The 26,834-nt window shown below is 67.8% G+C and carries 27 protein-coding genes; 14 read left to right on the top strand and 13 right to left on the bottom strand.

The window, feature by feature from the left end; genetic code table 11:
- Nucleotides 1-36 precede the first annotated feature (36 nt).
- From LK996_RS07105 to LK996_RS07120, 4 genes are read left to right on the top strand one after another with little or no spacing between them, the layout of a single operon-like run.
- Nucleotides 37-369, top strand: coding sequence for a protein sip-5 (locus LK996_RS07105; RefSeq protein WP_230526424.1), 333 nt, complete (start codon nt 37-39; stop codon nt 367-369).
- Nucleotides 366-1,457 (top strand): AI-2E family transporter, encoded by a 1,092-nt coding sequence (locus tag LK996_RS07110; protein ID WP_230526425.1) that lies wholly within the window; start codon nt 366-368, stop codon nt 1,455-1,457. The genes LK996_RS07105 and LK996_RS07110 overlap by 4 nt, the downstream gene beginning before the upstream one ends.
- A 35-nt stretch (nt 1,458-1,492) precedes the next feature.
- On the top strand, nt 1,493-2,227 hold the full coding sequence (locus tag LK996_RS07115) for an HAD family hydrolase (RefSeq protein ID WP_230526426.1): 735 nt from the start codon (nt 1,493-1,495) through the stop codon (nt 2,225-2,227).
- Complete coding sequence (locus LK996_RS07120; RefSeq protein ID WP_230526427.1) at nt 2,224-3,609, top strand: leucyl aminopeptidase family protein; 1,386 nt, start codon at nt 2,224-2,226, stop codon at nt 3,607-3,609. Before LK996_RS07115 ends, LK996_RS07120 begins: the two co-directional genes overlap by 4 nt.
- Before the next feature lie 136 nt (nt 3,610-3,745).
- On the opposite strand, the gene LK996_RS07125 is transcribed toward LK996_RS07120, so the two are convergent.
- The 4 genes from LK996_RS07125 to LK996_RS07140 are packed head-to-tail and all read right to left on the bottom strand — an operon-like array spanning nt 3,746 to nt 7,251.
- Entirely contained in the window at nt 3,746-4,348 is a 603-nt protein-coding gene (locus LK996_RS07125; protein ID WP_230526428.1) for a response regulator transcription factor, read from the bottom strand.
- Nucleotides 4,345-5,514 carry a sensor histidine kinase gene (locus tag LK996_RS07130; RefSeq protein WP_230526429.1) on the bottom strand — a complete coding sequence of 390 codons (1,170 nt, stop codon included), beginning with the start codon at nt 5,512-5,514 and terminating at the stop codon, nt 4,345-4,347. The genes LK996_RS07125 and LK996_RS07130 overlap by 4 nt, the downstream gene beginning before the upstream one ends.
- A gap of 19 nt (nt 5,515-5,533) precedes the next feature.
- On the bottom strand, nt 5,534-6,328 hold the full coding sequence (locus LK996_RS07135) for an ABC transporter permease (RefSeq protein WP_230526430.1): 795 nt from the start codon (nt 6,326-6,328) through the stop codon (nt 5,534-5,536).
- Nucleotides 6,328-7,251, bottom strand: coding sequence for an ABC transporter ATP-binding protein (locus tag LK996_RS07140; protein WP_230526431.1), 924 nt, complete (start codon nt 7,249-7,251; stop codon nt 6,328-6,330). Before LK996_RS07140 ends, LK996_RS07135 begins: the two co-directional genes overlap by 1 nt.
- Before the next feature lie 216 nt (nt 7,252-7,467).
- Between LK996_RS07140 and LK996_RS07145 the strand changes: the two genes are divergently transcribed.
- From LK996_RS07145 to LK996_RS07170, 6 genes are all read left to right on the top strand, one after another.
- A complete protein-coding gene (locus LK996_RS07145; protein WP_230526432.1) occupies nt 7,468-8,730 on the top strand; it encodes an efflux RND transporter periplasmic adaptor subunit in 1,263 nt (420 codons plus the stop codon).
- A 65-nt stretch (nt 8,731-8,795) separates the two neighbouring features.
- On the top strand, nt 8,796-9,485 hold the full coding sequence (locus tag LK996_RS07150; protein WP_230526433.1) for an ABC transporter ATP-binding protein: 690 nt from the start codon (nt 8,796-8,798) through the stop codon (nt 9,483-9,485).
- Between the two features lie 12 nt (nt 9,486-9,497).
- Nucleotides 9,498-10,664, top strand: a complete 1,167-nt coding sequence (locus LK996_RS07155; RefSeq protein WP_230526434.1) for an ABC transporter permease — start codon at nt 9,498-9,500, stop codon at nt 10,662-10,664.
- 19 nt (nt 10,665-10,683) lie between these two features.
- On the top strand, nt 10,684-12,000 hold the full coding sequence (locus tag LK996_RS07160) for an ABC transporter permease (RefSeq protein ID WP_230526861.1): 1,317 nt from the start codon (nt 10,684-10,686) through the stop codon (nt 11,998-12,000).
- Complete coding sequence (locus LK996_RS07165; protein WP_230526435.1) at nt 11,997-13,004, top strand: polysaccharide deacetylase family protein; 1,008 nt, start codon at nt 11,997-11,999, stop codon at nt 13,002-13,004. The genes LK996_RS07160 and LK996_RS07165 overlap by 4 nt, the downstream gene beginning before the upstream one ends.
- A 74-nt stretch (nt 13,005-13,078) precedes the next feature.
- A complete protein-coding gene (locus tag LK996_RS07170) occupies nt 13,079-14,002 on the top strand; it encodes a hypothetical protein (protein ID WP_230526436.1) in 924 nt (307 codons plus the stop codon).
- 7 nt (nt 14,003-14,009) lie between these two features.
- Here the strand turns inward: LK996_RS07170 and LK996_RS07175 are convergent, their stop codons facing one another.
- The 4 genes from LK996_RS07175 to LK996_RS07190 are packed head-to-tail and all read right to left on the bottom strand — an operon-like array spanning nt 14,010 to nt 16,736.
- Nucleotides 14,010-14,258: a DUF1272 domain-containing protein gene (locus LK996_RS07175; RefSeq protein WP_230526437.1), complete on the bottom strand. Its 249-nt coding sequence runs from the start codon at nt 14,256-14,258 to the stop codon at nt 14,010-14,012.
- Nucleotides 14,259-14,284: 26 nt separating this feature from the next.
- Nucleotides 14,285-15,238, bottom strand: coding sequence for an EamA family transporter RarD (gene rarD, locus LK996_RS07180; protein ID WP_230526438.1), 954 nt, complete (start codon nt 15,236-15,238; stop codon nt 14,285-14,287).
- Entirely contained in the window at nt 15,235-16,218 is a 984-nt protein-coding gene (gene yedA, locus LK996_RS07185; RefSeq protein ID WP_230526439.1) for a drug/metabolite exporter YedA, read from the bottom strand. Before yedA ends, rarD begins: the two co-directional genes overlap by 4 nt.
- The gene (locus LK996_RS07190) at nt 16,215-16,736 is read right to left on the bottom strand and encodes a DinB family protein (protein WP_230526440.1); all 522 of its coding nucleotides are present in this window, start codon (nt 16,734-16,736) and stop codon (nt 16,215-16,217) included. Before LK996_RS07190 ends, yedA begins: the two co-directional genes overlap by 4 nt.
- A gap of 96 nt (nt 16,737-16,832) precedes the next feature.
- Between LK996_RS07190 and LK996_RS07195 the strand changes: the two genes are divergently transcribed.
- Both LK996_RS07195 and LK996_RS07200 read left to right on the top strand, forming a co-directional pair.
- On the top strand, nt 16,833-17,324 hold the full coding sequence (locus tag LK996_RS07195; protein WP_230526441.1) for an Lrp/AsnC family transcriptional regulator: 492 nt from the start codon (nt 16,833-16,835) through the stop codon (nt 17,322-17,324).
- A gap of 127 nt (nt 17,325-17,451) precedes the next feature.
- Nucleotides 17,452-17,943 carry a hypothetical protein gene (locus LK996_RS07200; RefSeq protein WP_230526442.1) on the top strand — a complete coding sequence of 164 codons (492 nt, stop codon included), beginning with the start codon at nt 17,452-17,454 and terminating at the stop codon, nt 17,941-17,943.
- Nucleotides 17,944-18,140: 197 nt separating this feature from the next.
- Here the strand turns inward: LK996_RS07200 and LK996_RS07205 are convergent, their stop codons facing one another.
- From LK996_RS07205 to LK996_RS07225, 5 genes are all read right to left on the bottom strand, one after another.
- The gene (locus tag LK996_RS07205) at nt 18,141-18,995 is read right to left on the bottom strand and encodes a methylated-DNA--[protein]-cysteine S-methyltransferase (RefSeq protein ID WP_230526443.1); all 855 of its coding nucleotides are present in this window, start codon (nt 18,993-18,995) and stop codon (nt 18,141-18,143) included.
- A gap of 105 nt (nt 18,996-19,100) precedes the next feature.
- Nucleotides 19,101-21,287 (bottom strand): carboxy terminal-processing peptidase, encoded by a 2,187-nt coding sequence (locus LK996_RS07210; RefSeq protein ID WP_230526444.1) that lies wholly within the window; start codon nt 21,285-21,287, stop codon nt 19,101-19,103.
- Between the two features lie 201 nt (nt 21,288-21,488).
- Nucleotides 21,489-22,502: a lipoyl synthase gene (gene lipA / locus LK996_RS07215; RefSeq protein WP_230526445.1), complete on the bottom strand. Its 1,014-nt coding sequence runs from the start codon at nt 22,500-22,502 to the stop codon at nt 21,489-21,491.
- Nucleotides 22,499-23,197 (bottom strand): lipoyl(octanoyl) transferase LipB, encoded by a 699-nt coding sequence (gene lipB, locus LK996_RS07220; RefSeq protein ID WP_425493712.1) that lies wholly within the window; start codon nt 23,195-23,197, stop codon nt 22,499-22,501. The genes lipA and lipB overlap by 4 nt, the downstream gene beginning before the upstream one ends.
- Nucleotides 23,185-23,463, bottom strand: a complete 279-nt coding sequence (locus LK996_RS07225) for a DUF493 family protein (RefSeq protein WP_230526863.1) — start codon at nt 23,461-23,463, stop codon at nt 23,185-23,187. The genes lipB and LK996_RS07225 overlap by 13 nt, the downstream gene beginning before the upstream one ends.
- 161 nt (nt 23,464-23,624) lie before the next feature.
- Here LK996_RS07225 and LK996_RS07230 point away from each other — a divergent pair, with 161 nt between their 5' ends.
- Together LK996_RS07230 and LK996_RS07235 are read left to right on the top strand one after the other, a co-directional pair.
- Nucleotides 23,625-24,194 carry a winged helix-turn-helix domain-containing protein gene (locus LK996_RS07230; RefSeq protein ID WP_230526446.1) on the top strand — a complete coding sequence of 190 codons (570 nt, stop codon included), beginning with the start codon at nt 23,625-23,627 and terminating at the stop codon, nt 24,192-24,194.
- Nucleotides 24,195-24,285: 91 nt separating this feature from the next.
- Nucleotides 24,286-26,796: a YadA-like family protein gene (locus tag LK996_RS07235; protein WP_230526447.1), complete on the top strand. Its 2,511-nt coding sequence runs from the start codon at nt 24,286-24,288 to the stop codon at nt 26,794-26,796.
- The last annotated feature ends 38 nt before the right edge of the window (nt 26,797-26,834 follow it).

Below are 26,834 nucleotides of genomic sequence, written 5' to 3' on the forward strand. Positions count from 1 at the left end.
CCGCAGCATCCCCACATCCCAATTGCAGAGTCCACCGTGAGCTTCGAAGCGCTCGTCACCAAGGTCAGCCAGGCCGAAGCCGCGCTCGAAGCGAAGGAGCGGCAGGCCGCTGCCGACTTTCGCCAGTTGAAGGGATCGTGGCGCGATGCATGGACGCCGGGACGCATCGTGATCGCGGGCCTGGTCACCGGCTTCCTCGTCGGCAGGCTCGAACCCGGAAAGAAAGCCGCGCGCGGCGGCGGCCTGTTGCAATTGCTCACCGCGCTGTCGGGCATGTTCGCGAGCACGCAGGCCACGACCGCCGCGGCCAAGGCCGAGGACGCCGCGGACAGCGCGGAGGATGTCGCCGAACAGGCGCCCGCGCCATGAGCTACACCTTCGAGACCGACCCACCCGAACCGGCGCCACAACCCCCGCGTCCACGTTCGTCCAACGCAGCCATCGTGCTCGCGGTCCTCGGCGTCGCCTACACGCTCTACGCCGCGCAGGCGTTGTTGCTGCCGGTGTTGCTCGCGATGTTCTTCGCGCTGGTCGGCAACCCGATTATCCGGTTGCTGCGTCGCATCTGGATCCCGCGCTTCCTCGCCGCGCTGCTGGTGCTCGGCCTCGGCATGTTCTCGACGTACATGCTCGGCCGCGAACTCGCGCAACCGGGGGCGGAATGGATTCGCGAAGTGCCGAAGGAATTGCGCGGCATCGCGCCGAAGCTGCGCTCGCTCACCAAGCCGATGACCGAAGCGGGCCGCGCCGCCGAGAACATCGCGCGCGCCGCCGGTGGCGAAACCGCCGGCAAGGTGCAGATCGTCAAGACCGAGGTGAACGATCCCTACCGCGTGCTGATCGCGACGCCGCGCGCCGTGGCGTCCGTGCTCGCGGTGGTGCTGCTGACGTTCTTCTTCATGGTGTACGGCGGCGATCTGCAACGCAACGCGATCGCGCTGTTGCCCGGCCGACAGCAGAAGAAGCTGACGGTGGAGATCCTCCACGCGATCGAGACCGAGATCTCGCGCTACGTGCTGACCATCAGCATCATCAACGTGATCGTCGGCCTGGTGTTCGCCGGGCTGCTGTATTTCCTGCTCGACCTGCCGGCGGACGAAGCGCTGTTGTGGGGCACGATGGCGGGCCTGCTCAACTTCGCGCCCTACGTGGGGCCGCTGATCGGCATCCTGGTGATGCTGCTCATGGGGTTCGTCAGCTTCGGCGAAACGCTGGAGGCGCTCGCGCCCGCCGCCCTCTACCTCGGCCTGCACACGCTCGAGGGGCAGCTGATCACGCCGATCGTGCTCGGCAAGCGCATGGCGCTCTCGCCGCTGGTGCTGATCCTGTCGCTGATGGTGTTCGGCTGGTTGTGGGGGATCATCGGCCTCCTGCTCGCGGTGCCGCTGCTGGTGTGCGTGAAGCTGGTGCTCGCCCGCATCGAGGGACTGGAAGGCTGGGCCCGGCTGCTCGAATGACGCGGCGCAGTGCAGCACCGGCATAGAATGCCCGGGTGAACTTGCACATCCGCGCCATCACCCTCGACCTCGACGACACCCTCTGGCCGTTCGCGCCGATCGGCGCACGCGTCGAGCACGTCCTGCACGACTGGCTGCTGGCCAACTGCCCGCGTACGGCGGAACGCTTCCCCGTCGATGAAATGCGCCGCCTGCGCGAAGTCATCAACGCCGAGCACCCGCATCTCGCCCACGACTTCAGCACGCTGCGCAAGCTCACGCTCGCGCGCGCGATGGACCTGGCGGGCGACGATCCGATGCACGTCGAACCGGCGTTCGAAGCCTTCTACGCAGAACGCAATCGCGTCGAGTGCTATCCCGACGCGATCGAAGCGCTGCAACGCATCGCCGCGCGCGTGCCGATCGCGGCGGTCACCAACGGCAACGCCGACCTGCGCCGCATCGGCCTGCATTCGCACTTCGCGTTCCAGCTCGGCGCGGCGCAGCACGGTTCTTCGAAACCCGATCCCGGCATCTTCCAGGCCGCATGCGAACGCCTGGGCGAAGCGCCGCAGCACGTGCTGCACGTGGGCGATGACATCGACCTCGACGTGGTCGGCGCCGCGCGCGCGGGCCTGCGCACGTGCTGGATCCATCGCGACGACCTGCATCCGCAGCCGACGTGGCCGTATCAACACGTGCGCCCCGACCTCGCCTTCCACACCCTCGATGCGCTGGCCGACTGGCTGGACGCGCACTCGCAGACGCACGCACAGGACAACGTCGCATGACCGCACCACCCGTGAAAACCCCGGATTGCTTCACCACCGACAGCGTGCGCGGCCTGCCGCTGTACTGCGTCGAGCGCACGGGGTTCGACGCGTGGCGCAGGCTGCAGTTGCCGGAACTCGGGGCGTGGATCGACGCGCAGACGTTCAACGCGGTCTCCGGCAGCGTGCTGTTGCTGCCGGGCAACGGCGGCGTCGCGGGCGCGGTGCTCGGCATCGGCGATCCGCAGGATCCGTTCTCCTACGCGCATGCGCCGTTCGCGCTGCCGCCTGGCGACTGGGCGCTCGCGACCGAACTCGCCGACGACGCGAAGCGCGCGCTGCAACTTGGCTGGGGCCTCGGCAGTTACAAGTTCACGCGCTACAAGGCGCCGCTGCGCGCGCCCGCGCGGCTGGTCACCGACACCATCGATGCCGAAACGCTCGACGTGCTCGCCGCAAGCGTGCGCGTGCGCGATCTCGTCAACACGCCCACCGAAGACATGGGCCCTGACCAGCTCGAACAGGCGTGCTGCGAACTCGCCGAAGCGCATGGCGGCCACATCGAAGTGGTCAGCGGCGACGACCTGCTCAAGCACAACTACCCCGCGATCCATGCGGTCGGCCGCGCGTCGCATCGCGCGCCGCGCCTGATCGCGCTGCACTGGGGCGACGCGGGCGCGCCGAAGCTGGCGATCGTCGGCAAGGGCGTGTGCTTCGACACCGGCGGCCTCGACATCAAGCCCGCCGACGGCATGCGCAACATGAAGAAGGACATGGGCGGCGCGGCGCATGCGATTGCGCTCGCGGGCCTGGTCATGGCGCGCAACCTGCCCGTGCGGCTCACGTTGCTGGTGCCGGCGGTCGAAAACGCGATCGGCCCGCAGAGTTATCGCCCGGGCGACGTGCTCAACACACGCCTCGGCGTGTCGGTCGAGATCGACAACACCGACGCCGAAGGCCGCGTCGTGCTGTGCGATGCGCTCGCGCGCGCGGTGGAAGACAAGCCGGCGCTGCTCGTGGATTTCGCCACGCTCACGGGCGCCGCGCGCATCGCGCTCGGTCCCGACCTGCCGGCGCTGTACGCGAACGACGAATCGGTCGCGACCGATTGGCTCGAAGCAGCGAACGCAGAGCGCGATCCGCTGTGGCGCATGCCGCTGTGGCGTCCGTACCTGCGCTACCTCGTCAGCAGCATCGCCGACCTCGCCAACGGCGGACCGTCGCGCATGGCGGGCAGCATCACCGCGGCGCTGTACCTCGAACGCTTCGTGCCGTCGACGCAGCCGTGGGCGCACATCGACGTGTATGCGTGGAATGACAGCGATCGACCGGGCAAGCCGGCGGGTGGCGAGGCGCAGGGGTTGCGTGCGGCGTGGGGGGTGTTGAAGCAGCGGTTTGGTTGAGGCGACGAAGGGAAACGGGAAACAAGAAGCGGGAAACGGGAGGTGGATTCCCGCCTCGGCCGAAAGACTGTCGGCCGAAGCGAAGGTTGGTTTCCCGTTTCCCGCTTCTTGTTTCCCGCTTCTCGTTTCCCGGGCCCTACAGCCATCCCTTCTGCCGCGCCAACCTGTACGCCTCGATGCGATTCCCTACGCCGAGCTTCCCGATCGCTTCGGACAGGTAATTCCGCACGGTCCCACTCGACAAATTGAGCTTCGCCGCGATTTCCGTCGCCGACATGCCATCGCCCGCGAGGCGCAACACCTGACGCTCGCGATCGTTGAGTGGATCGGCTTCGGTCCACGCATCCATCGCGAGTTGCGGGTCGATCGCGCGGCCGCCGCGGTGCACCTTGCGCAAGGCTTCGGCGAGATCTTCCGCGGGCGCGTCCTTCAACAGGTAACCCGACACGCCCGCGTCGAGCGCACGGCGCAGGAAACCCGCGCGGCCGAACGTCGTGACGATCACGACCTTCACCGGCAGCGCCTGGCGCTGGATGCGTTGCGCGAGTTCGAGGCCCGACAGGCCCGGCATTTCGATGTCGGTGACGAGCACGTCGGGCTTGAGGCGCTGCAGTTCGCGCCACGCGGCTTCGCCGTCGGCGGCCGCGCCCACGACTTCGATGTCGGTTTCGAGCGACAGCAGCGCGGACAACGCGCCACGCACCAGCGCCTGGTCTTCGGCGAGGAGGATGCGGATCATGCGGGCACGCCCACGCGCACGAGGACCTTCGTGCCGCCGCCGCGCGGCGATTCGATGCTGAGCGTGCCGTCCAGCGCGCGCACGCGATCGCGCATGCCGGCCAGGCCGTTGCCGTCGACCGACACGCCGCCGCGGCCGTCGTCTTCGACGCACATGCTCACGCTGCGCGCGTCGGTGTCGAAGGCGATGCGGGCGCGCGTCGCATTGGCGTGGCGCGCGATGTTCGTCGCCGCTTCGCGCAGCACGAGCGCGAGGCCTCGTTCGATATCCGGCGGCAGGCCGGCGGGTGGCGCGCCGTACTCCAGGTGCACGCGCGAGGATTCGAGCAGCAGCCGCGCGGACGCGAGTTCGGCGGCGAGGTCGGCGTTGCGGATGCCGGTCACCGCGCTGCGCACTTCGGCCAGCGCGTGGCGTGCGACGCGTTCGGCTTCCTCGAGTTCGCGCAGCGAGCCGGGCGGGTCGCGCTCGTGCAGCTTGCGCGCGAGTTCGAGTTTCAGCGTGATCAGCGACAGCGTGTGGCCGAGCAGGTCGTGCAGGTCGCGGCCGATGCGTTCGCGTTCGGCCGTCGCCGCGAGGCGCCGCACTTCGTCCTGCGACAGGCGCAGCGCGACGTCCTTCTGTTCGCTCGATCGCTCGACGTTGACGATCGCGCCGATGATCAGCGTCATGATCGGCATCCAGACCGTGACCTGCCACGGATAGCCGATCCACCAGCCCAGGCCGATGAAGATCGCCGTGAGCAACGCCCACTGCGCGAACCACGACGGGAAATGCGCGCGACGTCCCGCGTTGGCCATCACGCAGCCGAACACGTAGTAGCTGATCCCCGAGGGATACCACGGCATCAGCACGAAGCAGAGCGCCGCCATCCCGAGCGGGTACCAATTCGCGTGGCGGCGCGGCGCGACGAACACCTTCGCGTACAACGCCACGAAGATCGGATAGGACACCAGCGTGAGCACCAGCCACTTCCACGAGTACCGTCCGCCCATCATCGGCGTGACGAACACCCAGAACGACCACAGCAGGTGCACGCCTTCCTTCAGCGGCGAGCGTCCGATGCGCCTGGCTTCGGCGGCGATCGAGTCGGGCGCGGGCGCGAAGCCCAGCCGCGCGAACAGGCGCGCGGCGGGATTGGCGGAGGTCGGGTGCGCTTCGGCGTGCATGCGCGAGGATGCTACCGGCTCAGCCCGCCTTGCGCAGGCGCCGCGCCGCGAGCCACAACGCGACGACGGTGAACGCGGCCAGCGCGAGCACGTGCGGCAGCGCGCGCACGCTCGCGATGTCGACCGCATCCAGCGCCAGGGCATTGAGGTGATAGCTGGGCAGGGCCGGCGCGATCGCCTGGATCGGCTTCGGCAACGCCTGCAGCGGGAACCACAGTCCCGACAGGAACGCCATCGGCAGGTACAGCATGTTGATCAGCGCCGGCGCGGCCTGGCCCTTCACGAGCGTACCGAGCAGCAGGCCCAGCGCGCAGAACGGCAGCACGCCCGGCACGTTGCTCGCGAACAGGTGCGCGATCTGCGCACCGGTCAGCGGCACATGCGCGACGAACACCGCGAGCAGCGTCAGCAACGTCAGCACGCCCGCCGCCACCAGCATCGACATCGCCATCTTGCCGGCGAGATACGCGACCTGCGACGCAGGCAGCGCGCGGCGCAGCGTCAGCAGGCCGTTCTCGCGTTCCAGCGCGATCGACACGCCGAAGCCGAACAGGCCCGGCGCCATCACGCCGAACGTGCCGTACGACGCGAGCAGGTAGCGCGCGGCTTCCTCGCCCTGGCGCGCGAGGAACACGCCGAACATCAGGTAGAACACCGTGGGGAACAGCAGCGTCGGCAGCATGAAGCCCGGGTTGCGCAGATAGCGCAGGCACTCGCTGCGCATTTCCTCGAGGTAAGAACGCAACACGCGGCTGCGCGGCATCGCAAGCGTGCGCGGTCGTTCGGCGAGGATCGACAGATCGGTCGTTGACATCACGCAGCCTCCTGCAGCGATGCGACGTTGTCGTCGCGGGTGAGTTCGGTGAACGCTTCGGCCAGGCCCGCGGCGCGGATCTCGAGGTCCGCGAGTTCCGCGTCGAGCGCGAGCAGGCGGCGCGCGACGCATTCGGCCTGTTCGGTCGCGATGCACGTGCGATCGTGTTCGCGCGTGACTTCAACGACGCCCGGCCACGCTTCGATGATCTCGATCGGCAACTGCGTCGTGCAGCGCACGCGTTTCATCGCCACGCGCGCGCGCAACGCATCGACGCTGCCTTCGCTGATCACGCGACCGCGCGCCATGACGCACACGCGATCGGCGAGCGCTTCGGCTTCTTCCAGGTAGTGCGTGGTGAGCACGACGCCGTTGCCTTCGGCGACGAGGTGGCGGATCGCGGACCACAGCTTGCTCCGCGCTTCGATGTCCATGCCGACGGTGGGTTCGTCGAGGAACAACAGTCGCGGCCGCCCGCACAGTGCGAGCGCGAACTGCACGCGACGCTGCTGTCCGCCCGACAACTTGCCGTAGGGACGCTCGAGCAGGTCGGCGACGCCCGCGAGTTCCGCACTCTCCTGCACGCTGCGCGGCGCGGGGTACCAACTGCTGGTCAGTCGGATCAATTCGCCGACGCGCAACGTCGACGGCAGGTTCGCGTCCTGCAACATGACACCGATGTGGCGGCGCGCATCGATGTTCTGCGGATCCTGGCCGAACAGCTCGACCGTGCCCGCATCCGCGCGCAACAGGCCGAGCAGCAGGCCGATCGCGGTGGTCTTGCCGGCGCCGTTGGGGCCGAGCAATGCGAGGAGTTCGCCGCCGCGCAGCGCGAGATCGACGCCGTGCAGCGCGTTCACCTTGCCGTACGACTTGCTCGCCTGGTGCAGGCGCGCAAGCGCCCCGTCGCGACTGCTGGCCATGTGCAATCTCCCTGCGGATGTGGGGAGGATGCTGCGCCTGCGCCGCGGCGCCTTTCAGTCGCAAGCTTCATGGCCTTCGCATGACAAGCGTCAGGTGACGCGATGCATGTCCTGTTCGTACCCTGCATCCCGTCGAATGGCGTCCGTCCCGCCGCAGAGTCACACTACGGCCCTTCCGACGTCCTTGCGTCCAACACCCCCGAGGTTCCGACTCCAATGCCCGCCTCCGCCGACCTGCTGAAGGAATTGCGCATCGACCGCAGTGCACCGCCGCCGGCGCCGTCCTCGCGCAAGCGCCTGGCGCTCGCCGCCGTCGGCGTGGGTGTGCTCGCCGTGTCGATCGGCGCGTGGGTTGCGTTCGGTCGGCAACAACCGCTCGCGGTGCAGACGGCCGATGTCGTCGCGCTGGGTAACGGTGGCAGTGCGTCGGCGACCGTGCTCGATGCGACCGGTTATGTCGTCGCGCGTCGCATGGCCACGGTGTCGGCGAAGATCACCGGCAAGGTGCGCGAAGTGCTGATCGAAGAAGGCCAGCACGTCGAAGCGGGCCAGGTCCTCGCGACGCTCGATCCGGTCGACGCCGATGCCGAACGCGAACTCGCGTCGTCGCAGGTCTCCGCCGCGCGGAGCGCGGTCGGCGGCGTGCAGGCGCGCCTGAAGGAAGCCGAGGCCAACGTCGTGCGCCTCGATGGCCTGGTGAAACAGCAGCTCATCTCGAAGGCGCAGCATGACCAGGCCGTCGCCGAACGCGACGCGCTGCGCGCCGAACTGCTCACCACGCAACGCAACGCGCACGTGGCGAGCGATCGCCTGCGCATCGCCGACCAGGGCGTCGACAACACCGTCGTGCGCGCGCCGTTCGCCGGCGTGATCACCGCGAAGGCCGCGCAGCCGGGCGAAATCGTCTCGCCGATGTCGGCAGGCGGCGGCTTCACGCGCACGGGCATCGGCACGATCGTCGACATGGACTCGCTCGAAGTCGAGGTCGAAGTCGGCGAAGCGTTCATCGGCCGCGTGAAGCCGAAGATGCCGGTCGAAGCGACGCTCGACGCGTATCCCGACTGGAAGATCCCCGGCGAAGTGATCGCCATCATTCCCGCCGCCGACCGCGGCAAGGCGACGGTGAAGGTGCGCGTCGCCATCAAGGTCAAGGATCCGCGCATCGTTCCCGACATGGGCGTGAGCGTGAGCTTCCTCGACGCCGAAGCCAACCAGCAGATGGCGAAGGGCCCGACGGGCGCGCTCGTGCCGAACGATGCGATCGTCGAACGCGATGGCGTGAAGGTCGTCTTCGTCGCCGGCGGCGATCCGATGGTCGCCGAACAGCGCACGCTCAAGCTCGGTCGCGCGATGGCCAATGGCCAGCAGGTGCTCGGCGGCGTCTCTGCCGGCGAGACCGTCGTTCTCGATCCTCCCGCCACGTTGCAGGACGGCGCGCGCGTGCGCGTCGCCACCCCCGAAAACACGACAGAAGAGTAACGACGTACCGGCTTTCACGAATCCCGAATCCCCAATCCCCAATCCCGATCAGTCCCGGAGCCCCCATGTCCACGCTCGTCAGCCTTCGCAATCTGCACAAGACGTACCAACGCGGCCCGGAAAAGGTCGATGTCCTCCACGGCATCCAGCTCGACATCGCCGAAGGCGACTTCATCGCGCTGATGGGCCCGTCGGGTTCGGGCAAGTCGACGCTGCTGAACCTGATCGGCGGCTTGGATTCGCCCACTTCGGGCGAGATCGACGTCGGCGGCAAGCGCATCGACCAGATGAGCGCGGGCCAGCTGTCGCAATGGCGCTCCGACCACGTCGGCTTCGTGTTCCAGTTCTACAACCTGATGCCTATGCTGACGGCGCAGAAGAACGTCGAACTGCCGTTGCTGCTCACCAACCTCGGCAGCGCGCAGCGCAAGCGCAACGCGGAGATCGCGTTGCAGCTCGTGGGCCTGGGCGACCGCAAGGCGCACAAGCCGAACGAACTCTCCGGCGGCCAGCAGCAGCGCGTGGCGATCGCGCGCGCGATCGTGTCCGACCCCGCGCTGCTGATCTGCGACGAACCCACCGGCGACCTCGATCGCCAGTCGGCCGAGGAAATCCTCCAGTTGCTGCAGCTGCTCAACCGCGAGCACGGCAAGACGATCGTGATGGTGACCCACGACCCGAAGGCCGCCGAGTACGCGCGGCACACGCTGCACCTGGACAAGGGCACGCTCGTCGAACAAGCGCAGTTCGCCTAAAGGGGTGTCGCGATGAAATACCTCCATCTGATCTGGGCGGAGTTGTTCCGCCGCAAGACGCGCACCATCCTCACGTTGCTGTCGATCCTGGCCGCGTTCCTGTTGTTCGGCCTGCTCAATGGCGTGCGCGAATCCTTCAACGAAGCGGGCAAGAGCGTCGCGGGTGCGTCGCGCCTGCAGACCGGTTCCAAGCTCTCCTTCATCCAGACGCTGCCGCTCGCGCTCGACCAGCGCATCAGGAACGTCGATGGCGTGGATGCCGTGACCTACGCGAACTGGTTCGGCGGCGCCTACCAGGATCCGAAGAACCAGATCTTCAGCTTCGCGGTCGCGCCGAACTACCTCGACCTGTATCCGGAGATCGCGGTCGATCCGGCGGAGCGCGCGAAGTTCAACAACACGCGCACCGGCGTGCTCGTCGGCGAACAGCTGATGAAGCGCTTCAACTGGAAGGTCGGGCAGAAGATCCCGCTGCAGTCGACCATCTTCCCGAATCGCGACGGCACGAAGAACTGGGACTTCGAAATCGTCGGCACGATGCGCGCGAAGGACAAGAAGGCGGCCGGCTGGTACGACGGCCTGATCATCATGCAATGGAAGTACTTCGACGAGTCGACGCCCTACAACCGCGGCGACGTCGGCTGGTACGTCGTGCGGGTGAAGGATCCGGTGCAGGCCGACCGCGTATCGAAGGCGATCGACGCGCTGTCGCTCAATTCGCCGAACGAAACCAAGACGATGACCGAGGCCGCGTCGTTCGCGAACTGGATGAAGCAGACCGCCGACATCGGCCTGATCGTCGGTTCGATCATGGGCGCGGTGTTCTTCACGTTGCTGCTGCTCACCGGCAACACGATGGCGCAGGCGGTGCGCGAGCGCATCCCCGAACTCGCGGTGCTCAAGACGATCGGGTTCAGCAACAACTCGGTGCTGGGGCTGGTGCTCGCCGAATCGGTGTTGCTGGTGGTGATCGGCGGCGTGCTCGGCCTCGGCCTTGCTGCGGTGCTCGGTCCGATCCTCGGCGCGGGTTCGCAGGGGATGATCAACATGCCGCCGGTGGGCTTGTCGAGCTGGCTGCTGGGCCTGGCGTTGATGGCCGGCATCGGATTGCTGGTGGGGGCGTTGCCTGCGATGCGGGCGATGCGCCTGAACATCGTCGACGCGCTGTCGGGTCGCTGAGGAGATCGCCATGAACAAGATGAAATCGTTCCTCTTCGGCTTGCTGATGTTCGTCGTCGTCGTCATCGGCATCGGGCTGTGGCTCGGCGCGCCGTGGTTCGTCGTCGCGGGACTTTCCGTGGTGTTCGCCGTGTGGATGGCGGTGACGCGTCGCGGCCGGCAGGCGACTTCGGTCGCGCAGGTCGGCATCAGCACGATCCGCGAGCGACTCGGGTCTTCGTCGGTGATCGTGGTCGGCATCGCCGGCGTCGTCGCGGTGCTCGTGGCGATGTTCGCGATGGCCGAGGGCTACCGGCAGACGTTGCGCGCCAGCGGCAGCGACGACACCGTGATGGTGTTGCGCGGTGCGTCTGCCGCGGAAGTGATGTCGACGCTCGAACGCGAAAGCCTCAACGCGGTGATGGGCACGGCCGGCATCGCGCGCGACGCGCAGGGCCGTCCGCTCGCGTCGGCGGAAACCGTCGTCGCGGCGAACCTGCCGATCAAGGGCGGCGGCAAGGACGAAGACGGCAGCGTGCAATTGCGCGGCGTCGGCGACCAGGCCTTCGCGGTGCGTCCGAACCTGAAGATCGTCGCCGGTCGCCGCTTCGAAAGCGGTCGCCGCGAAGTGATCGTGGGCCAGGGCGCGAAGCGCCAGTTCGAAGGCCTCGAAGTCGGCAAGCAGATCCGCCTTGGCAGCGAAACGTGGACGGTGGTCGGCGAGTTCGCATCGGGCGATGCGATGGATTCGGAGATGTGGGCCGACGCCGACATCGTGTCCGCCGCGTATCGCCGCGGCAGCACGCGCAACTCGGTGATCGCCAAGCTCGAAAGTCCGAAGGCATTCAAGGCATTCAAGGCGGCGCTCGACGCCGACCCGCGCCTGGATGTCGACGCGACGACGACGGCCGAGTACTTCGCCAAACAGTCCGAGCAGATGGTGAAGATCATCCGCATCATCGGCATTGTCGTCGGTTCGATCATGGCGATCGGCGCGGTGTTCGGCGCGCTCAACACGATGTTCGCCACGGTGGCGACGCGTGCGCGGGAAATCGCGACGCTGCGTGCGCTCGGCTTCCGCAGCGTGCCGGTGGTGGTCGCGGTGATGCTGGAAACGATGTTGCTCGCGCTGCTCGGCGGCCTGATCGGCGGCGCGCTCGCGTGGCTGATCTTCAACGGCTTCACTGCATCGACGATCGCCGGCGGCGTCGGCCAGCTGACCTTCAAGTTCGCGGTATCGCCCGGCGTGATGTGGGAAGGCCTGAAGTGGGCGCTGGCGATCGGGTTCGTCGGCGGTCTGTTCCCGGCGGTACGCGCAGCGCGCATGCCGGTGACCGAGGCGTTGCGCGCGGCATGATCGCGCGCGTCGCCGCCCTCGCCTGCCTGCTGCTCTGGTGTGCGCTCGCGCCCACCGCGGTGGCAGGCGGGGCGAAGGGAAAACCCAAGCGCACGCCTGAAGTCGATCGCAGGATCGCGATCACCATCGACGACCTGCCCTGGCAATGGGCAGGTCGTTTGCATCCCGATGTGTTCGCCGCGCGCCATGCGAAGTTGATCGCGGCGGTGCGTGCGTCGGGCGTCACCGGCGTCGGCTTCGTCAACGAAAAGGAACTCGAAGTCGACGGCAAGGTCGATCCCGCGCGCGTGGCGATGCTGCGCGAGTGGCTCGACGCCGGATGGGAACTGGGCAATCACACGTGGGGCCACCTGGACTATCACGCCGTTGGCCTCGAGGCCTATGAAGCCGACGTGCTGAAGGGCGAACGCGTGCTGCGCCCGCTGCTCGCCGAACGCGGCGAAACCCCGAAGTGGTTCCGCCATCCGTGGTTGCGCAACGGCCGCACGCCGGAAGAACGCGCGGCGCTCGACGCATTCCTCGCGCAGCATGGCTATCGCACCGCACCCGTCACGGTGAACACCGGCGAATGGATCTGGGCGAACGCGTATCAACGCACGCTCGACGGCGTTGCACCGGATGCGGAGAAGCAGGCCACGCTCGCACGGCTTCGCAGCGAGTACGTGGCCTACATGCTCGCGAAGCTCGCGTTTCTCGAGCAACAGTCGCTGACGCTGCTCGAGTACAACGTGCCGCAGGTTTTGCTGCTGCACGCCAACGAACTCAACGCCGAAACATTCCCCGAGTTGATCGGCGGCATGCAACAGCACGGCTATCGCGTCGTGTCGTTGGAGGAAGCCGTGCGCGACCCCGCCTACGCGCGCGTCGACGGCTATCGCGGACCGCATGGCATCAGCTGGCTGCATCGCTGGGCGCTGGCGGAAGGCAAGCAACGCTCGTTCTTCATGGGCGACACGACGGTGCCGCGTTGGGTGATGGACATCGCGGGCGTCGAGACTGAATAGCGGCGCGATTGCACGCACCCGTTGGTGCGCGAATGTCGGGCTAGAATCCGCCCGAAGCCGTCGGGGGAAGACACATGCGTTTGGCAAGGAAGCTGGTGGCGATCCTCGGGATCGCCGGCGTGGTGGTGGCGTGCGTGCTCGGGGCGGTCGCGGTGTTCGCGATGCGCATGCCGCCCAGGATGGGCGTGGTCGTCATCGCATGCCTGATGCTGGCGTTCGCCTGCCGCCGCGTGTGGCTGCATCTCGGTGAGCGCATCGACGCACGCGATCGCCAGGACGTCGCCGACCTGCAGCGCATGTCGCGCTTCGAGGCGTCGCATCGTCCCGTGTTGCTGATCGGCGCCACGGTGACGATGACCCTGGTCGGAGGCTGGAGCTTGTCCATGGGCCTCCAGCCCGGCGGCGATCCCATCCTGCTGCTGTGCGGGGTGCTTCTCGTACCGTTCGCCCTGTTCTGCTCGTTCGAGTTGCTGCGACTCACGCTGCGCCCCGGCCCGATGTTGTCGATGGATGCGCGCGGGCTGGACTACGCGGCCTTCGGCACGATCGCGTGGGACGACATCGCGGGCATCGAGATGCACACGGTGACCATCAGGCGCCATGAACAGCACGTCCTCGACCTGGCCGTGCGCGCACACCCCCGCTACTTCGAACAGTTGTCGTGGATGTGGAAGCTCAAGCATCGCGCGTGGCGTGGCGGCAGGATGCGGTGGGTGCTGTTGTCGATTCCACTCAATGCGCTCAACCAGCGCCCCGAGTTGATCGTGGAGGCCGCGCGCCATTTTCGCGCGAAATCGTCGGCGCCGCTGTTCCGCCAGTGGTCGCGCCACCTCGATTTCGCCTTCGCCGAAAGCATGGCGAAGATGGACGAGGTCACGCGCGACCTCGAACGCGCGGCGGAATCGGGGGACTTCGCAGCAGCCGAGGCCATCATGCGGCGCTCCGAAGAAAACACGCGCGAACTCGATGCGTTGCTGCGCAAGCAGCGCCAACGCTAGCCGCGCGTCACGCCGAAGGCGCGCACCCTTCGGGCTTCAGCACGCGCTGCGTCGACGCCGGATGCTTCGCGAGATGCCGCGCCGCGCGCGTGGGTCGCGGCGCGAGCATGCCGCCGCAATTCGGGCAGCGGCCCTTGAGTTTCGTCGTCGCGCAGTCGACGCAGAACGTGCACTCGAACGAACAGATCAGCGCGTCGTGTGAATCGGGCGCCAGGTCCCCGTCGCAGCATTCGCAGTTGGGGCGCATCTGCAGCATCGGGGCATTCTCGACGAGGGGGAGGATCAACGCGACGTGGCGGACGCCGTCGCGAGCGAAGCAGCGCGCGCATTCGCGCGCCGTGCGCGCAACGCGCCGTCGATCGCGAAGATCGCCAGCGCGATCCAGATGCACGCGAAGCCGATCGCACGATCGCGATCGAAGGCTTCGTGGAAGACGAACACGCCGATCAGGAATTGCATCGTCGGCGCGATGTACTGCAGCAGCCCGACCACCGACAGCGGCACGCGCCGCACCGCATACGCGAAACCCACCAGCGGCAACGCCGTGAGCGCGCCGCTGACGATCAGCAGCGCGACCATCAGCGCACCGTAACCGCCGTCCGCCTGCGTCGCGAAGAAGCCGCCCTGCCCGTGCGTCTCGCTCCACGCGAGCAACGCGATGGACGGCAGCAGCAGGTACGCACCCTCGATGCCGAGACCGGGGATCGACGCGACGTGCGCAAGCTTGCGGATGAATCCGTACAGCGCGAACGATCCCGCGAGCAGCAGCGCGATCCACGGCAGCTGGCCGAAGCGCAGCGTCAGCCACAACACGCCGACCGTCGCGATCGCGACCGACAACCACTGCACGCGACCGAGGCGTTCGCGCAGGAACACCACGCCGAGCAACACGTTGAGCAGCGGATTGATGAAATAGCCCAGGCTCGTTTCGACCACGTGCCCGGCATTCACCGCCCAGATGTACAGGCCCCAGTTGAACCCGATCAACAGGCCGCTGAGCGCGAGCATCCACCACACGCGCGGCTTGGCGAGTGCTTCGCGCATCCAGCCGCGGCCCTGTTGCCAGCATAGGAACAGGCCGACGAGGACCGCGCTCCACACGATGCGATGCAGCACGATCTGCAGCGACGGCACCGACTTGAGCAGGTGCCACCACAGCGGCATGACGCCCCACAGGAGAAAGGCGCCGACCGCCATGGCGAGGCCACGGCGGTCGAGGGCGTGGGCATGGATCATGCGACGGGCTCGTTCTCGGGTGCGCGTTCGCGCGGCGGGGTCGATGCGGATTGCTGCGGCGGCTGCACCTGCGGCTGCGCGGGCGCTGCGGGTGCTGCCGACGCGCGTGCCTTCGCGAGCGTGATCAGCACGACGCCGGCGAGGATCACCGCCATCGCACCGATGTCGTGCGAGGTGAACACTTCGCCGCCGATCAGCGCACCGATCAGCACGGCGAGCGGCGGATTGACGTACGCGTAACTGGTCGCGAGCGCCGGGCGCACGTGGTGCAGCAACCAGATGTACGCGGTGAAGCCGAAGATCGAACCGGCGACGACGAGGTACAACAACGCGGCGGTCGCGCCCGCGCTCGGCATCACGGTGATGCGCTCACCCGCGACCACCGCCACGAGCACCAGCCAGAGCGTGCCGACGAGCATCTGCCCCGCGGCGGCCATGAACGGTTCCGGCAAGTCCTGGTCGCGCGACCAGATCGAACCCCACGCCCATGCGAGCGGCGCGATGATCAGGCACACGAGGCCCAGCGTCGAACCCGACAACTCGCCGCCGACGCTGAGCCAGATCACGCCGAGGAAGCCGATGATCAGGCCCGCCCATTCCATGCGCGAAGGATGCCGGCCGCGCATCATCGAGAACACGCCGGCGAACAACGGCATCGACGCGACCGCGATGGCCGCGAGACCCGAGCCGACCTGCGTCTCCGCGAGATTCACGAGCGCGTTCGACAACACGACCATGAAGATCGACAGCTTCGCGAGCGTGATCCATTGCTTCTTCGTCGGCGCAGGCGTGCCGCGCCAGCGCAGCACCGCGTACATCAACACGCCGGCGATCGCCATGCGGATCGCGGCGAGCGTGAACGGCGGATAGCCTTCGAGCGCGAAGCGGATCGCAAGGTACGTCGAGCCCCACAGGATGTAGACCGCGGCGAGCGCGAGGCCGACGGCGAGCGGGGAAGCGGGCTTGGTGGGCGTGCTCATGCAGTGCGTCGTTCGGGGGCGTCGTTGCGGGAAGTGGCGGCATCGATGCGGCAGGCGAGCCATTGCAGGCCGGACAGATGCTGGTGGTCGTGGCTGCACAGCAGGTGCATCAGGCCGCGCACGGTCACGGGGCCGAAGCCTTCGAACATCGCGGGCCGCGCGAGTTGTTCCGGCGTCAGCGAGGCGAGCATGGCGATGGTCTGCGCGCGCGCGGCTTCGAATTCCGCGAGCGCCAGTTCGGCGGGGCCGCGCGTGCCGCGCCCCTCGGCCAGCGCGTAGCTGTCGATGTCGGCGAGCACCGGCGCGTCTTCTTCCAGGGTGCGGCGGAAGCGGACGTGGTAACCCTCGAGTTCGATGTCGCGCACGTGCCACAGCTGGCCGAGCGGATCGAAACGTTCGCTCGGGATCCCGTCCCAGGGGTCGGGGCGGAAGCGGGCGTGGACGGTGGGGATCAGTGCGTAGTGCGCGCGCAATTCCTGCGGAAATCGCGCAAGGGCCGCGAGAAGCGAATCCTGCATGGAAGGTCCGACGTGGGGGCCGGGAGGGCACAGACTACCGGCGCCCGTCGAATCGCGCTTGAAAAATCGTGCGCCTGCGCGCAAGAATCTTGCGCCATGTCGACACCCATCACACTCGACGAATTCGACCACCGGCTGCTTGAGCTGCTGCAGCAGGATGCGGGCGCGACGCTGTCCGCGCTCGGCGAGGAAGTCGGCTTGTCCGCGAGCGCGGTGCAGCGACGCATCAAGCGCTATCGCGAAACCGGCCTGATGCGCCAGGTCGCGGTGCTGAATCCGGCGATGCTCGGCAACATCACCCTGTCGGCCGTGCTCGTCGCGCTCGAACGCGAATCGGCGCGCCACCACGCCGCGTTCTACGCGCGCATGCGCGGCGCGCCCGAAGTGCAGCAGTGCTACGTGCTCGCCGGCGAATGGGATTACCTCGTCATCCTCGCGACCACGGGCCTGCCCGCGACGCGCGAAGTCGCCGAACGCCTGTTCGGCAACGACGACACGCTCAAGCGTTACGAAACGCGCATGGTGTTCGAGCCGATCAAGCTGGGATTGCATCTGCCGACGCGGCCGCCGGTGAAGCGGAAGAAATAGTTCGCGTCGCTGCGCAATACGATTCCGCGATTGCCCGCGCCAGAACGGAGACTCAACGAGCCCGTCGACACCACCTGTTCGTAACGTCGAATGACAGCATCGATGCATCGCCGAAACGGAGTGTGCGATGCCCGCGTGGCCACCGGTCATCGACGGTGGCAAGCGATTCGATCTCAGCCACCTGGATCCTTTCATCATCGAATTCGAGCTCGACGGACTCCCGGTGCGTCTGCACGTGGCGTTCGGCGCGCACGTGTTCTCGAATGAGCGGGCACACGGCGTTCGGGTCGGCTTGCTGCGCGACGAGCGCTACTTTTGTCCTCGGCGCTATGCGACCAGCTTCGATGCAGCCCGGTACATGCACGAAGGATTCATCGACGGACACGTGCGCGCGTTCCTCGGTCGCAACGGGCAGCAGTTCTACACGCTGGACGCGGAGCACATCGCGATCTTCATGACGATCAGGAAAACCTCGCACGACGAGCGGGAGATCCATTGCCATGTCGTTTCGGCTTACGACCCGACTTGGAGCCGCAACCGGCTCCCGCGCGGCAAGCTCTACGCCGTTCGCACGGTGATTCGGCGCCGAATCAACGGCGACGCAATCCCGATTCGCTGAAAAAAAGAAGGCGCCCCGTTGCGGAGGCGCCTTCCAAAGTCGTTCTCGGTGGACTCTTTCGGCTTTCGCCTTATCCCGCTCCAGGCTGGGGGTAGAGGGAAGCTCTACCGATATCGCCACGCCTGACGCATCAGGCTCCGATCGGTGGCGACGATTCGATTAGGCCAGCAGACCAAAGACATGTCAACGAAACAGACCTACGCCGCTTCCTGTTCGCGACTTAACAAATCCTGCTTGAGCGGCAGACCCCAGCGATAGCCGCCGAGCGAACCGTCGCCGCGTACGACGCGATGGCAGGGCACGAGGATCGCAACGCGGTTGTGCGCGCAGGCATTCGCGATCGCGCGTGCGCCGCGGGGCTGGCCGATGTCCGCGGCGACCGCGGCGTAGCTGCGGATTTCGCCGCGCGGGATGCGCATCAGTGTTTCCCACACGCGCTTCTGGAACGCGGTGCCGAGCAGGTCGAGATCGACGTGCGCCGTCTTGCCGGCAAGCATGTCGGCGACGGCGCGCACGCGCGGTGCGAGGAATTCGTCGCGGCCGGCGTCGACGCGCTCGAGGTCGGCGCGCGGGAATTCGAGGTGCAGGCTGCGTTCGAGCAGCGTGTCGTCGTGGCCGAGTTCGACCATGCAGATGCCACGCGTGGTGGTCGCGACGAGCGCCTTGCCGAGCGCGGTGTCGACGATGCTCCAGCGAATGTGTTCGCCTTCGCCGCCTGCGCGATAACGCGCGGGCGTCATGCCCAGGCGCGCGGCGCCGTCCTCGTACACGCGCGACGGCGAACCGTAGCCCGCGTCGTAGAGCGCGCCGCTCACGTCGTCGCCTTCGCGCAACGCGACGCGCAATGCGCCGAGCTTGCGCTGCGCGAGGTACTGCGCGGGACTGAGGCCGAAGCGCGCGGTGAAGCTGCGCTGCAGGTGCGATGCGCTCAGGCCGACGTTGTTGGCCAGCGCTTCGAGCGAGGGGTCGCCCGCTTCGAGCAACTGCCGCGCGCGTTCGAGCTTGGCCGCCGTGCCCGCCGCTTCCGCCGTCTTGATCGCCATCTTCTTCATGGGGAAAAAGATACGGGCGCCCGGAGGCGCCCGCTATCCGTTTCTTGTTGATCCGCGCGTCGGGAAACCCTTACATCAGAGCCGCCTACGCCCGGTGGCCGTCGCTTACTCGGACCAGTGGCCCATCGTGCGCGAGGCCGGCAGCACCTGCTGCGAGAGCTTCTGGTCGCCGGTGAGCAGGGTCAGCGCGTCGGCGAGGATCGCGGCGGATTCGCGCAGCAGCGGGTCGGGGCGCTTCTCTTCCAGCTTCTCGCGCGCCGCGTCCTCGGCGATGTTGCGTTCGTTGGCCTGCAGGCCGTCGTCGCGATCGGTTTCGGCGAACGGATCCAGCGCCAGGCCCAGCGACTTGCGTTCGGCCTGGCGCTGCTTGCGCTTGGCTTCGAACTTGTCGCGCTCGGTGCGGCGCTCGACCTCGTTGAGCGAGACGAACTTCTTCGCCGCTTCCTCGCGGAACTGCGCGACGTCCTCGGACCACCACTGGAATTCCTTGTCCTTCGCCACGCGCGCGGCATGCATCGCGTCCAGGCGCGGCAGGATCGGCGCGAAGTTGCCGTACTGCACGTGCTCGACCGGCGAGATGCGCGACCACGGCAACGCGTTGTCGTAGGTGCTTTCGCCGAACTCGCTCGCGTCAACGGTCACCGGGAAGCGGATGTCCGGCACCACGCCCTTGTGCTGCGTGCTGCCGCCGCTGACGCGGAAGAACTGCGCGATGGTCAGCTTCACCTGGCCGTACTTGTCGCCGTCGTTCTGCGGCCAGCGATCCAGGTCGATCAGGTTCTGCACCGTGCCCTTGCCGAAGGTGGTCTCGCCGATGACGAGGCCGCGGCCGTAATCCTGGATCGCACCGGCGAAGATCTCCGACGCCGACGCCGAACCGCGGTTGATCAGCACCGCGAGCGGGCCGTCCCATGCGACGCCGGAGCGCGTGTCGTCCTCGACGCTCACGCGGCCGCCGGATTCGACGACCTGCACCACGGGGCCCTTGTCGACGAACAGGCCGGTCAGTTCGACCGCCTCGGTCAGCGAACCGCCGCCGTTGTTGCGCAGGTCGAGCACGACGCCGTCGACCTTCTGCACCTTCAGCTGCGCGAGCAGGCGCGCGACGTCGCGCGTCGCCGACGCGTAGTCGTTGGCGTTCTTCCGGCGGCCTTCGAAGTCCTGGTAGAACGCCGGCAGCTTGATGACGCCGATCTTGCGCGCGGGCGCGCCGTCGGTGCCGGGGATGGAGATCGTCTGCGCCTTGGCGGCCTGTTCTTCCAGGCGCACCTTGTCGCGGACCAGCACCATGCGCGTGGGCTTGGCATCGGCGAGCGATTCGGCGGGCACGACGTCCAGGCGCACGGGCGTGTTCTTCGCGCCGCGGATCTGTTCGACGACATCGTCGATGCGCCAGCCGATCACGTCCTTCATTTCGCCCGACGTGCCCTGCCCGACCGCGACGATGCGATCGCCCGGCTTGAGCTTGCCGCTGCGCGCGGCGGGGCCGCCCGGGATGATCTCGCGGATGACGACGACTTCGTCCTGCTTCTGCAGCACCGCGCCGATGCCTTCCAGCGACAGCGACATCGTGAGGTTGAAGTTCGCCGCGGTGCGCGGGTTGAAGTAGTCGGTGTGCGGGTCGATCGAGTTCGCATACGAGGTGAGGAACGTCTGGAACACGTCCTCGCCGTTGAGATCGTCGACGCTGCCGATCAGGTTCGCGTAACGCTTGTCGAGCGTCTTGCGGATCTCGGCCGGTTCCTTGCCCGCGAGCTTCAGGCGCAGCCAGTCGTTGCGCACCGACTGCCGCCACAGCGCGTCGAGCTGCGCATCGGTGGCCCACGGCGCCTTCTCGCGATCGTATTCGTAGCGATCGGTGCCGGTGAAATCGAACTTGTCGGTCTTCAGCTGCTTGCGCGCCTCTCCCACGCGCTCGGCGACGCGCTGCTTGTACACGGTGAACATCGCGTACGGCGCATCCATCCGGCCGCTCTTGATCGCGTCGTCCAGCTTCGCCTGGTAAGGCGCGAACGCGGCGATGTCCTGCGCGGTGAAGAACAGCTTGCCCGGGTCGAGCGCTTCGAGATAACGATCGAAGATGTCGCGCGACAGCGTGTCGTCCAGCGTGCGCGGGCGATACGCGAAGCGGCTGTCGGACAGCAGGCCGTACACGAGCTCGGCGGTCTTCGCCTGCGCGGCGGTGGGACCTGCGGGCAGTGCGGTGTCTTTGTCCGCGCTGGCGAGCAGTGCGATCGGCGCACTGAGGGCGAAGGCGAAGGCGAGGACAGGCAGGGTCTTGCTGAGCTTCATGGGCGCTTCCGGGCCCGCGTGGGGGCAGGCCTATAGGGGAACAACGGGGTGCCGCGGCAAAGACGGCGAGTCCAGACTGCGACTCGGGTCGATAGGCCGACAGTGCCGAAAGTTTCTTCGGTGCGCCAGCGGCAAAGCGTGAGAGTGGGGGTTCAGGGTTCGGGTTCCGTTAACGGGAAAACCTGCGCTGAACTGCCGGTTTCACGCCGCCACGAAGCCGGCGTCGATCGCCTGGCGGTCGGCGTGGTACGACGAACGCACCAGCGGGCCCGACGCCACGTGGGTGAACCCGAGCGACATGCCGAACACCTCGAGTTCCTTGAACTCCTCCGGCGTCCAGTAGCGCAGCACCGGATGGTGGTGCGGGCTCGGCTGCAGGTACTGGCCGATGGTGATCATGTCGACGTCGTGCGCGCGCAGGTCGCGCAGCGTCGCCTGCACCTGCTCCATGGTTTCGCCGAGGCCGAGCATGATCCCGGACTTGGTCGCCACGTCCGGGTGCTGCGCCTTGAACTTCTTCAGCAAGGTCAGCGACCACGTGTAATCCGCACCAGGCCTCACATTCGAATAGAGGTCCGGCACCGTCTCGACGTTGTGGTTGAACACGTCGGGCGGGTTGGTCGCGAGGATTTCCAGCGCGCGGTCCATGCGGCCCTTGCCGCGGAAGTCCGGCGTGAGGATCTCGATCCTGGTGCGCGGGCTGTGGTGGCGCACCGCGCTGATGCAGTTGACGAAATGCTGGGCGCCGCCGTCGCGCAGGTCGTCGCGGTCGACGGAGGTGATGACGACGTACTTCAGGCCCATGTCGGCGATGGTCGTCGCCAGGTGCAGCGGCTCGCCGGCGTCCGGCGGCTTCGGGCGGCCGTGGGCGACGTCGCAGAACGAGCAGCGACGCGTGCAGACCTCACCGAGGATCATGAAGGTCGCGGTGCCGTGGCTGAAACACTCGTGGATGTTCGGGCAGCTCGCTTCCTCGCACACCGTGACCAGGCGGTTCTCGCGCAGCTTGGCCTTGAGGTTGGCGACCGAGTTGCCGGATGGAATACGCACGCGAATCCACGAGGGCTTGCGCAACACCGGCGCGTCGGCGAACTGCACCGGCGAGCGCGCGATCTTGTCGCCCGCGATCTGCTTCTCTCCGGGCACGAGCTCACCGGGTGCGCGCGACTCGCCGACAACGGTCAGCGGGATGGCCTTGGACGTGGGATCGCTCATGGGAGGGTCGTCGGGAGTGCGGGGGAACCCGGCTGCAGCCGGAGTCCGAATTGTACGGCGAGGTGCTCGAGCAGCCGCGGTTTCACCGCTTCCAGCGATGAGGGACCGCCGAGGTCGAGCATCGAAGTCACCTGCAACCCCGCGTAACCGCAGGGATTGATGCGACGGAAGGGTTCCAGGTCCATCGCGATGTTGAAGGCGAGGCCGTGGAAGGTGCAGCCGCGGCGGACGCGGATGCCCAGCGCCGCGACCTTGGCCTCGTTCACGTACACGCCGGGCGCGCCATCGCGGCGCGCGGCGGTGATGTTCCAGTCGCCGAGGGTGTCGATGACGGCCTGTTCGATGCGGTCGACGTATTCGCGCACGCCTACTTTCAGCCGCTTCAGGTCGAGCAGCGGGTAGGCCACGATCTGGCCGGGGCCGTGGTAGGTGACCTGGCCGCCGCGATCGACGTGGATGACCGGGATGTCGCCGGGCATCAGCACGTGTTCGGGCTTGCCGGCCTGGCCGAGGGTGAAGACCGGGTCGTGTTCGACCAGCCAGAGTTCGTCGGGCGTGTCCTCGGTGCGCGCGTCGGTGAACGCCTGCATCGCGCGCCACACGGGTTCGTAGGCCATGCGGCCCAGGTCGCGCACGAGCGCGTCGCGCGCGACGGTCTCCGCACGCGGCGCGGCAACGACGCTCACAGCGTCCACTTCACCTCGGGATGCGCACGCAACGCTTCGTGCGCGAGGTCGTACTGCTCGCGCGAGTCGGCCTTGAAGGCGATGCGCACCGAGACGTACTTGCCGTTCGACGAATGCTTCCAGCTCACCGATTCGCGAAGCACGTCGATGCCCGCGTCCATCAGCAGCTTCGGCAGTTCGGCCTGCAGGTCCTTGTCGGCCGAGCCCATGGCGGACAGCTCGAACGTGCCGGGAAACTGGAAGCCGTGTTCGGGGTTGGCGGACTTGATCTCCATCGTGGCCATTATGGGTCCGGGGTCCGGCGAACCCAACCCCGGCTGACCACCGCCATAACCGGCGGAAGTTAATTAATTATTTGGCGGGCTTTCACGCAGGCCCCTGCCTACCATCGGTCGCCTGCCGCATGTCCCTCCACGTGCGGAAGGTGCGACACGCGATGCCCCATCCACACGATCCGTCGACCCTGCGCTGGCGCTTCGGCCCGCATATGCTCGATCCCGCGCGGCGCGAACTGCTCCGCGACGGCGTGCCGCAGGCGCTGCCTGCGCGCGCGTTCGAATGCCTGCGGTACCTCATCGAACATCGCGACCGCGCCGTCGGGCGCGACGAACTCGTGCGTGCGGTGTTCGGTCGTCGCGACGCATCCGATGCGCAGCTCGCGCAGATCGTGCTGCGCGCGCGCCGCGCGATCGGCGACGACGGCCAGGAGCAGCGCGCGATCCGCACCGTGCCGCGCTTCGGCTTTCGATGGACGGCCGAGATCGAAACGATCGAAGCGATGGTCGCGCCACCAGCCATGCCCACGCCGCCTGTCGAAGCGCCGCTGCAAGTGCACGCGATCGCGCACCCGCCGCGCGGCATCGCCAACGTTTCGATCACCGTGCTGTGCTTTGCATTCGCTGCCGTACTGATGCTCTTCGCGTGGTTCATCGCATCGACGCCCACACAAGCCGCATGCGTCGTCGAACCCGAAGTCCTTGATCCGACAGAGGAACAACACCCGTAAAGAAATCGTCATGCGTTTGGAATGACGCCGGTGGAAGGCGCGGCGAGGTTCGGCAACCCCCGCAGCCCCAACCCCCGGAGCAACACGCACCATGACGCGCACGAAGTTGTACGCCGCCCTCCTGTTGTCGCTCGCGACGCCCGTCGCGTTCGCGCAACAGGCCGGCGACACGAAGCAGGACGACGCCACCCAGCAACACACGATCGATGCGAAGGACAACTGTCGCATCGTCGAATCCGCCGAACCCGACGCCGACGGCATCTATCGCGCCGTGCTCGAGTGCACGCGCGCCGCCGCACCGGCCGCGACCATCGCGATCGACATGGGCGGCAGCGGCGGCGGCGCATCCCTCAAGGGTCCGCCGGTCGACTCCGACGGCATCGCGTATTTCTCCGCCAACGGTCCGGACGGCGTCATCGACGCGAGCGTCGCGGGCGTCAGCTCGGTCGCGATCGGCCCGTACACCAGCGCGCTCGGCGAAATGGCGGTGGGCATGGGCTTCGGCTCGATGGCGAACGGCGACTGGAGCGTCGCGATCGGTCGCGATGCGGTGGCCGACGACCGCGACATCGCGATCGGCCACATGGCCATCGCGAACGGCAACGGCGCCGTCGCGATCGGCGCCGCGCAGCCTTACGTCGCCGGCTGGCACAACACGCAGGCGATCGGCGCGCAGGCGACCGCGGTGGGCACCGGTTCGCTGGCGGTCGGCGACTTCAGCACCGCGTTCGGCAGCGGCGCGGTCGCCGATGCGATCGACGGCACGGCGGTCGGCAGCGCCGCGGTCGCGCGCGGCGAAGCCGCGACGGCGATGGGGCGCGGGTCGTACGCGCTGGGGCCGTTCTCGTCTGCGTATGGCGTGTCGGCCTGGGCGATGGCCGACAGCGCTTCCGCGTTCGGTTCCAACAGCACCGCCAATGCGGAATTCAGCAATGCATTCGGCGCGGGTTCGTGGGCCGACGGGACCTATTCGAATGCCTTCGGGTCGTTCGCCGAAAGCGGCGGCTTTGCGTCGACTGCGGTCGGCACGGCGGCGGTTGCGTTCAGCGCGAACAGCACCGTGCTCGGCGGCGCTTACTTCGTCGGCGCAGACGACGAGGGCGAAGGCTGGACCGGCGACATCGTGCGTTCGCTCGCGCGTGGCCAGGGCGCGACCGCCGTCGGTGCGGGCGCGCAGGCGCTCGCCGACCAGGCGATGGCGGTCGGCACGCTGAGCCAGGCGACCGGCCTCGACAGCATCGCGATCGGCGCGCTGTCGATGGCGGAAGGCGAGTCGTCGACGGCGTTGGGCACGTACAGCAGCGCGCTCGGCGCCGGTTCGACGGCCAGCGGCAACAGCGCGATCGCGCGCGGCGAATACAGCATCGCGAATGGCTTCAGCGCGGCGGCGATCGGCAACGACAGCGTCGCGCTCGGCGCTTACGCATCGGCGGACGCCGACAACGCGATCGCACTCGGCGCGCATTCGATCGCCGATCGCGCGAACAGCGTGTCGATCGGCGCGGCCGGCCAGGAACGCCAGCTCACCAACGTCGCCGACGGCACCGAGGATTTCGACGCGGTGAACGTGCGCCAGCTGCGCGCCGCGGGCATCGTCGACGCCGCCGGCAACACGTTGCACGCGGTGACCTACGACTCGACGACCGAGGAGCGCATCAGCTTCGCGGGCGCGGGCGGCACGACCCTGACCAACGTGCACGCGGGCATCATCGGCGCGAACAGCACCGACGCGGTCAACGGCGCGCAGATGTTCGCGATGGGCCAGGGCTTCGCGTCGATGCTCGGTGGCGGTGCGACGTTCGACGGCACGTTCACCGCGCCCAGCTTCAACCTGATGGGCAGCGTGTTCGGCAACGTCGGCGATGCGCTCGCGGCGATCGACTCGGGGCTGGCGGCACTCGACACGCGCATGACCACGATCGAACAACACGGAGGCGGCGCCGCCGATCCGCACGTCGACGTCGACGGCGGCAACACCGGTACCGACAACGCGCATGCGAACACGGGCACCGGCGCGGTCGCGGTCGGGGCGAGCGCGAATGCATCGGGCGAAGGCAGCGTGGCCGTCGGCGCGGGATCGCAGGCCACGGGCGCCAACAGCGTCGCGCTCGGCAACGGGTCCGTCGCCGATCGCGCGAACACCGTGTCGGTCGGTGCGCAGGGCGAAGAACGCCAGGTCACCAACGTCGCCGCGGGCACGCAAGACACCGATGCGGCCAACGTCGGCCAGATGAACGCCGCCGATGCGCAGACGCTCGCCGATGCGCAGGCCTACACCGACATGCGCTTCGACGAACTCGTCGCCGCGCCGATGCAGGCGGTCAGCAACCTGCGCGGCGAAATGAACAAGCGCTTCGACGAAACCGACGAGCGCATCGACGAGATGGGCGCGATGAACGCGGCCATGCTGAACATGGCGACGAGCGCGGCCGGCGTGAACCAGGTCAATCGCCTCGGTGTCGGCGCAGGCTTCAGCGGCGGGCAGTCGGCGTTGTCGCTCGGCTACCAGCGCCTCGTCAACGACCACACGACGATCACCGTCGGCGGTGCGTTCAGCGACGACGAAGCGTCGGCGGGCGTCGGTATCGGTATCGGCTGGTAATCCCTTTCCTTTCCCCTGAGGGCCAGGGACGGCCCGAT

This window comes from Noviluteimonas lactosilytica (genome assembly GCF_020866925.1).
In the GTDB taxonomy this organism is placed as follows: Bacteria; Pseudomonadota; Gammaproteobacteria; order Xanthomonadales; family Xanthomonadaceae; genus Noviluteimonas; species Noviluteimonas lactosilytica.

Excerpts from the sequence above, each read along its gene's own strand:
- LK996_RS07110 (WP_230526425.1), top strand. The coding sequence starts at position 366 with ATGAGCTACACCTTCGAGACCGACCCACCCGAACCGGCGCCACAACCC.
- LK996_RS07120 (WP_230526427.1), top strand. The coding sequence starts at position 2,224 with ATGACCGCACCACCCGTGAAAACCCCGGATTGCTTCACCACCGACAGC.
- LK996_RS07125 (WP_230526428.1), bottom strand. The coding sequence starts at position 4,348 with ATGATCCGCATCCTCCTCGCCGAAGACCAGGCGCTGGTGCGTGGCGCG.
- LK996_RS07130 (WP_230526429.1), bottom strand. The coding sequence starts at position 5,514 with ATGCACGCCGAAGCGCACCCGACCTCCGCCAATCCCGCCGCGCGCCTG.
- LK996_RS07135 (WP_230526430.1), bottom strand. The coding sequence starts at position 6,328 with ATGTCAACGACCGATCTGTCGATCCTCGCCGAACGACCGCGCACGCTT.
- LK996_RS07140 (WP_230526431.1), bottom strand. The coding sequence starts at position 7,251 with ATGGCCAGCAGTCGCGACGGGGCGCTTGCGCGCCTGCACCAGGCGAGC.
- LK996_RS07145 (WP_230526432.1), top strand. The coding sequence starts at position 7,468 with ATGCCCGCCTCCGCCGACCTGCTGAAGGAATTGCGCATCGACCGCAGT.
- LK996_RS07150 (WP_230526433.1), top strand. The coding sequence starts at position 8,796 with ATGTCCACGCTCGTCAGCCTTCGCAATCTGCACAAGACGTACCAACGC.
- LK996_RS07155 (WP_230526434.1), top strand. The coding sequence starts at position 9,498 with ATGAAATACCTCCATCTGATCTGGGCGGAGTTGTTCCGCCGCAAGACG.
- LK996_RS07160 (WP_230526861.1), top strand. The coding sequence starts at position 10,684 with ATGAAATCGTTCCTCTTCGGCTTGCTGATGTTCGTCGTCGTCGTCATC.
- LK996_RS07165 (WP_230526435.1), top strand. The coding sequence starts at position 11,997 with ATGATCGCGCGCGTCGCCGCCCTCGCCTGCCTGCTGCTCTGGTGTGCG.
- LK996_RS07170 (WP_230526436.1), top strand. The coding sequence starts at position 13,079 with ATGCGTTTGGCAAGGAAGCTGGTGGCGATCCTCGGGATCGCCGGCGTG.
- LK996_RS07175 (WP_230526437.1), bottom strand. The coding sequence starts at position 14,258 with ATGCTGCAGATGCGCCCCAACTGCGAATGCTGCGACGGGGACCTGGCG.
- rarD (WP_230526438.1), bottom strand. The coding sequence starts at position 15,238 with ATGATCCATGCCCACGCCCTCGACCGCCGTGGCCTCGCCATGGCGGTC.
- yedA (WP_230526439.1), bottom strand. The coding sequence starts at position 16,218 with ATGAGCACGCCCACCAAGCCCGCTTCCCCGCTCGCCGTCGGCCTCGCG.
- LK996_RS07190 (WP_230526440.1), bottom strand. The coding sequence starts at position 16,736 with ATGCAGGATTCGCTTCTCGCGGCCCTTGCGCGATTTCCGCAGGAATTG.
- LK996_RS07195 (WP_230526441.1), top strand. The coding sequence starts at position 16,833 with ATGTCGACACCCATCACACTCGACGAATTCGACCACCGGCTGCTTGAG.
- LK996_RS07200 (WP_230526442.1), top strand. The coding sequence starts at position 17,452 with ATGCCCGCGTGGCCACCGGTCATCGACGGTGGCAAGCGATTCGATCTC.
- LK996_RS07205 (WP_230526443.1), bottom strand. The coding sequence starts at position 18,995 with ATGAAGAAGATGGCGATCAAGACGGCGGAAGCGGCGGGCACGGCGGCC.
- LK996_RS07210 (WP_230526444.1), bottom strand. The coding sequence starts at position 21,287 with ATGAAGCTCAGCAAGACCCTGCCTGTCCTCGCCTTCGCCTTCGCCCTC.
- lipA (WP_230526445.1), bottom strand. The coding sequence starts at position 22,502 with ATGAGCGATCCCACGTCCAAGGCCATCCCGCTGACCGTTGTCGGCGAG.
- LK996_RS07225 (WP_230526863.1), bottom strand. The coding sequence starts at position 23,463 with ATGGAGATCAAGTCCGCCAACCCCGAACACGGCTTCCAGTTTCCCGGC.
- LK996_RS07230 (WP_230526446.1), top strand. The coding sequence starts at position 23,625 with ATGCCCCATCCACACGATCCGTCGACCCTGCGCTGGCGCTTCGGCCCG.
- LK996_RS07235 (WP_230526447.1), top strand. The coding sequence starts at position 24,286 with ATGACGCGCACGAAGTTGTACGCCGCCCTCCTGTTGTCGCTCGCGACG.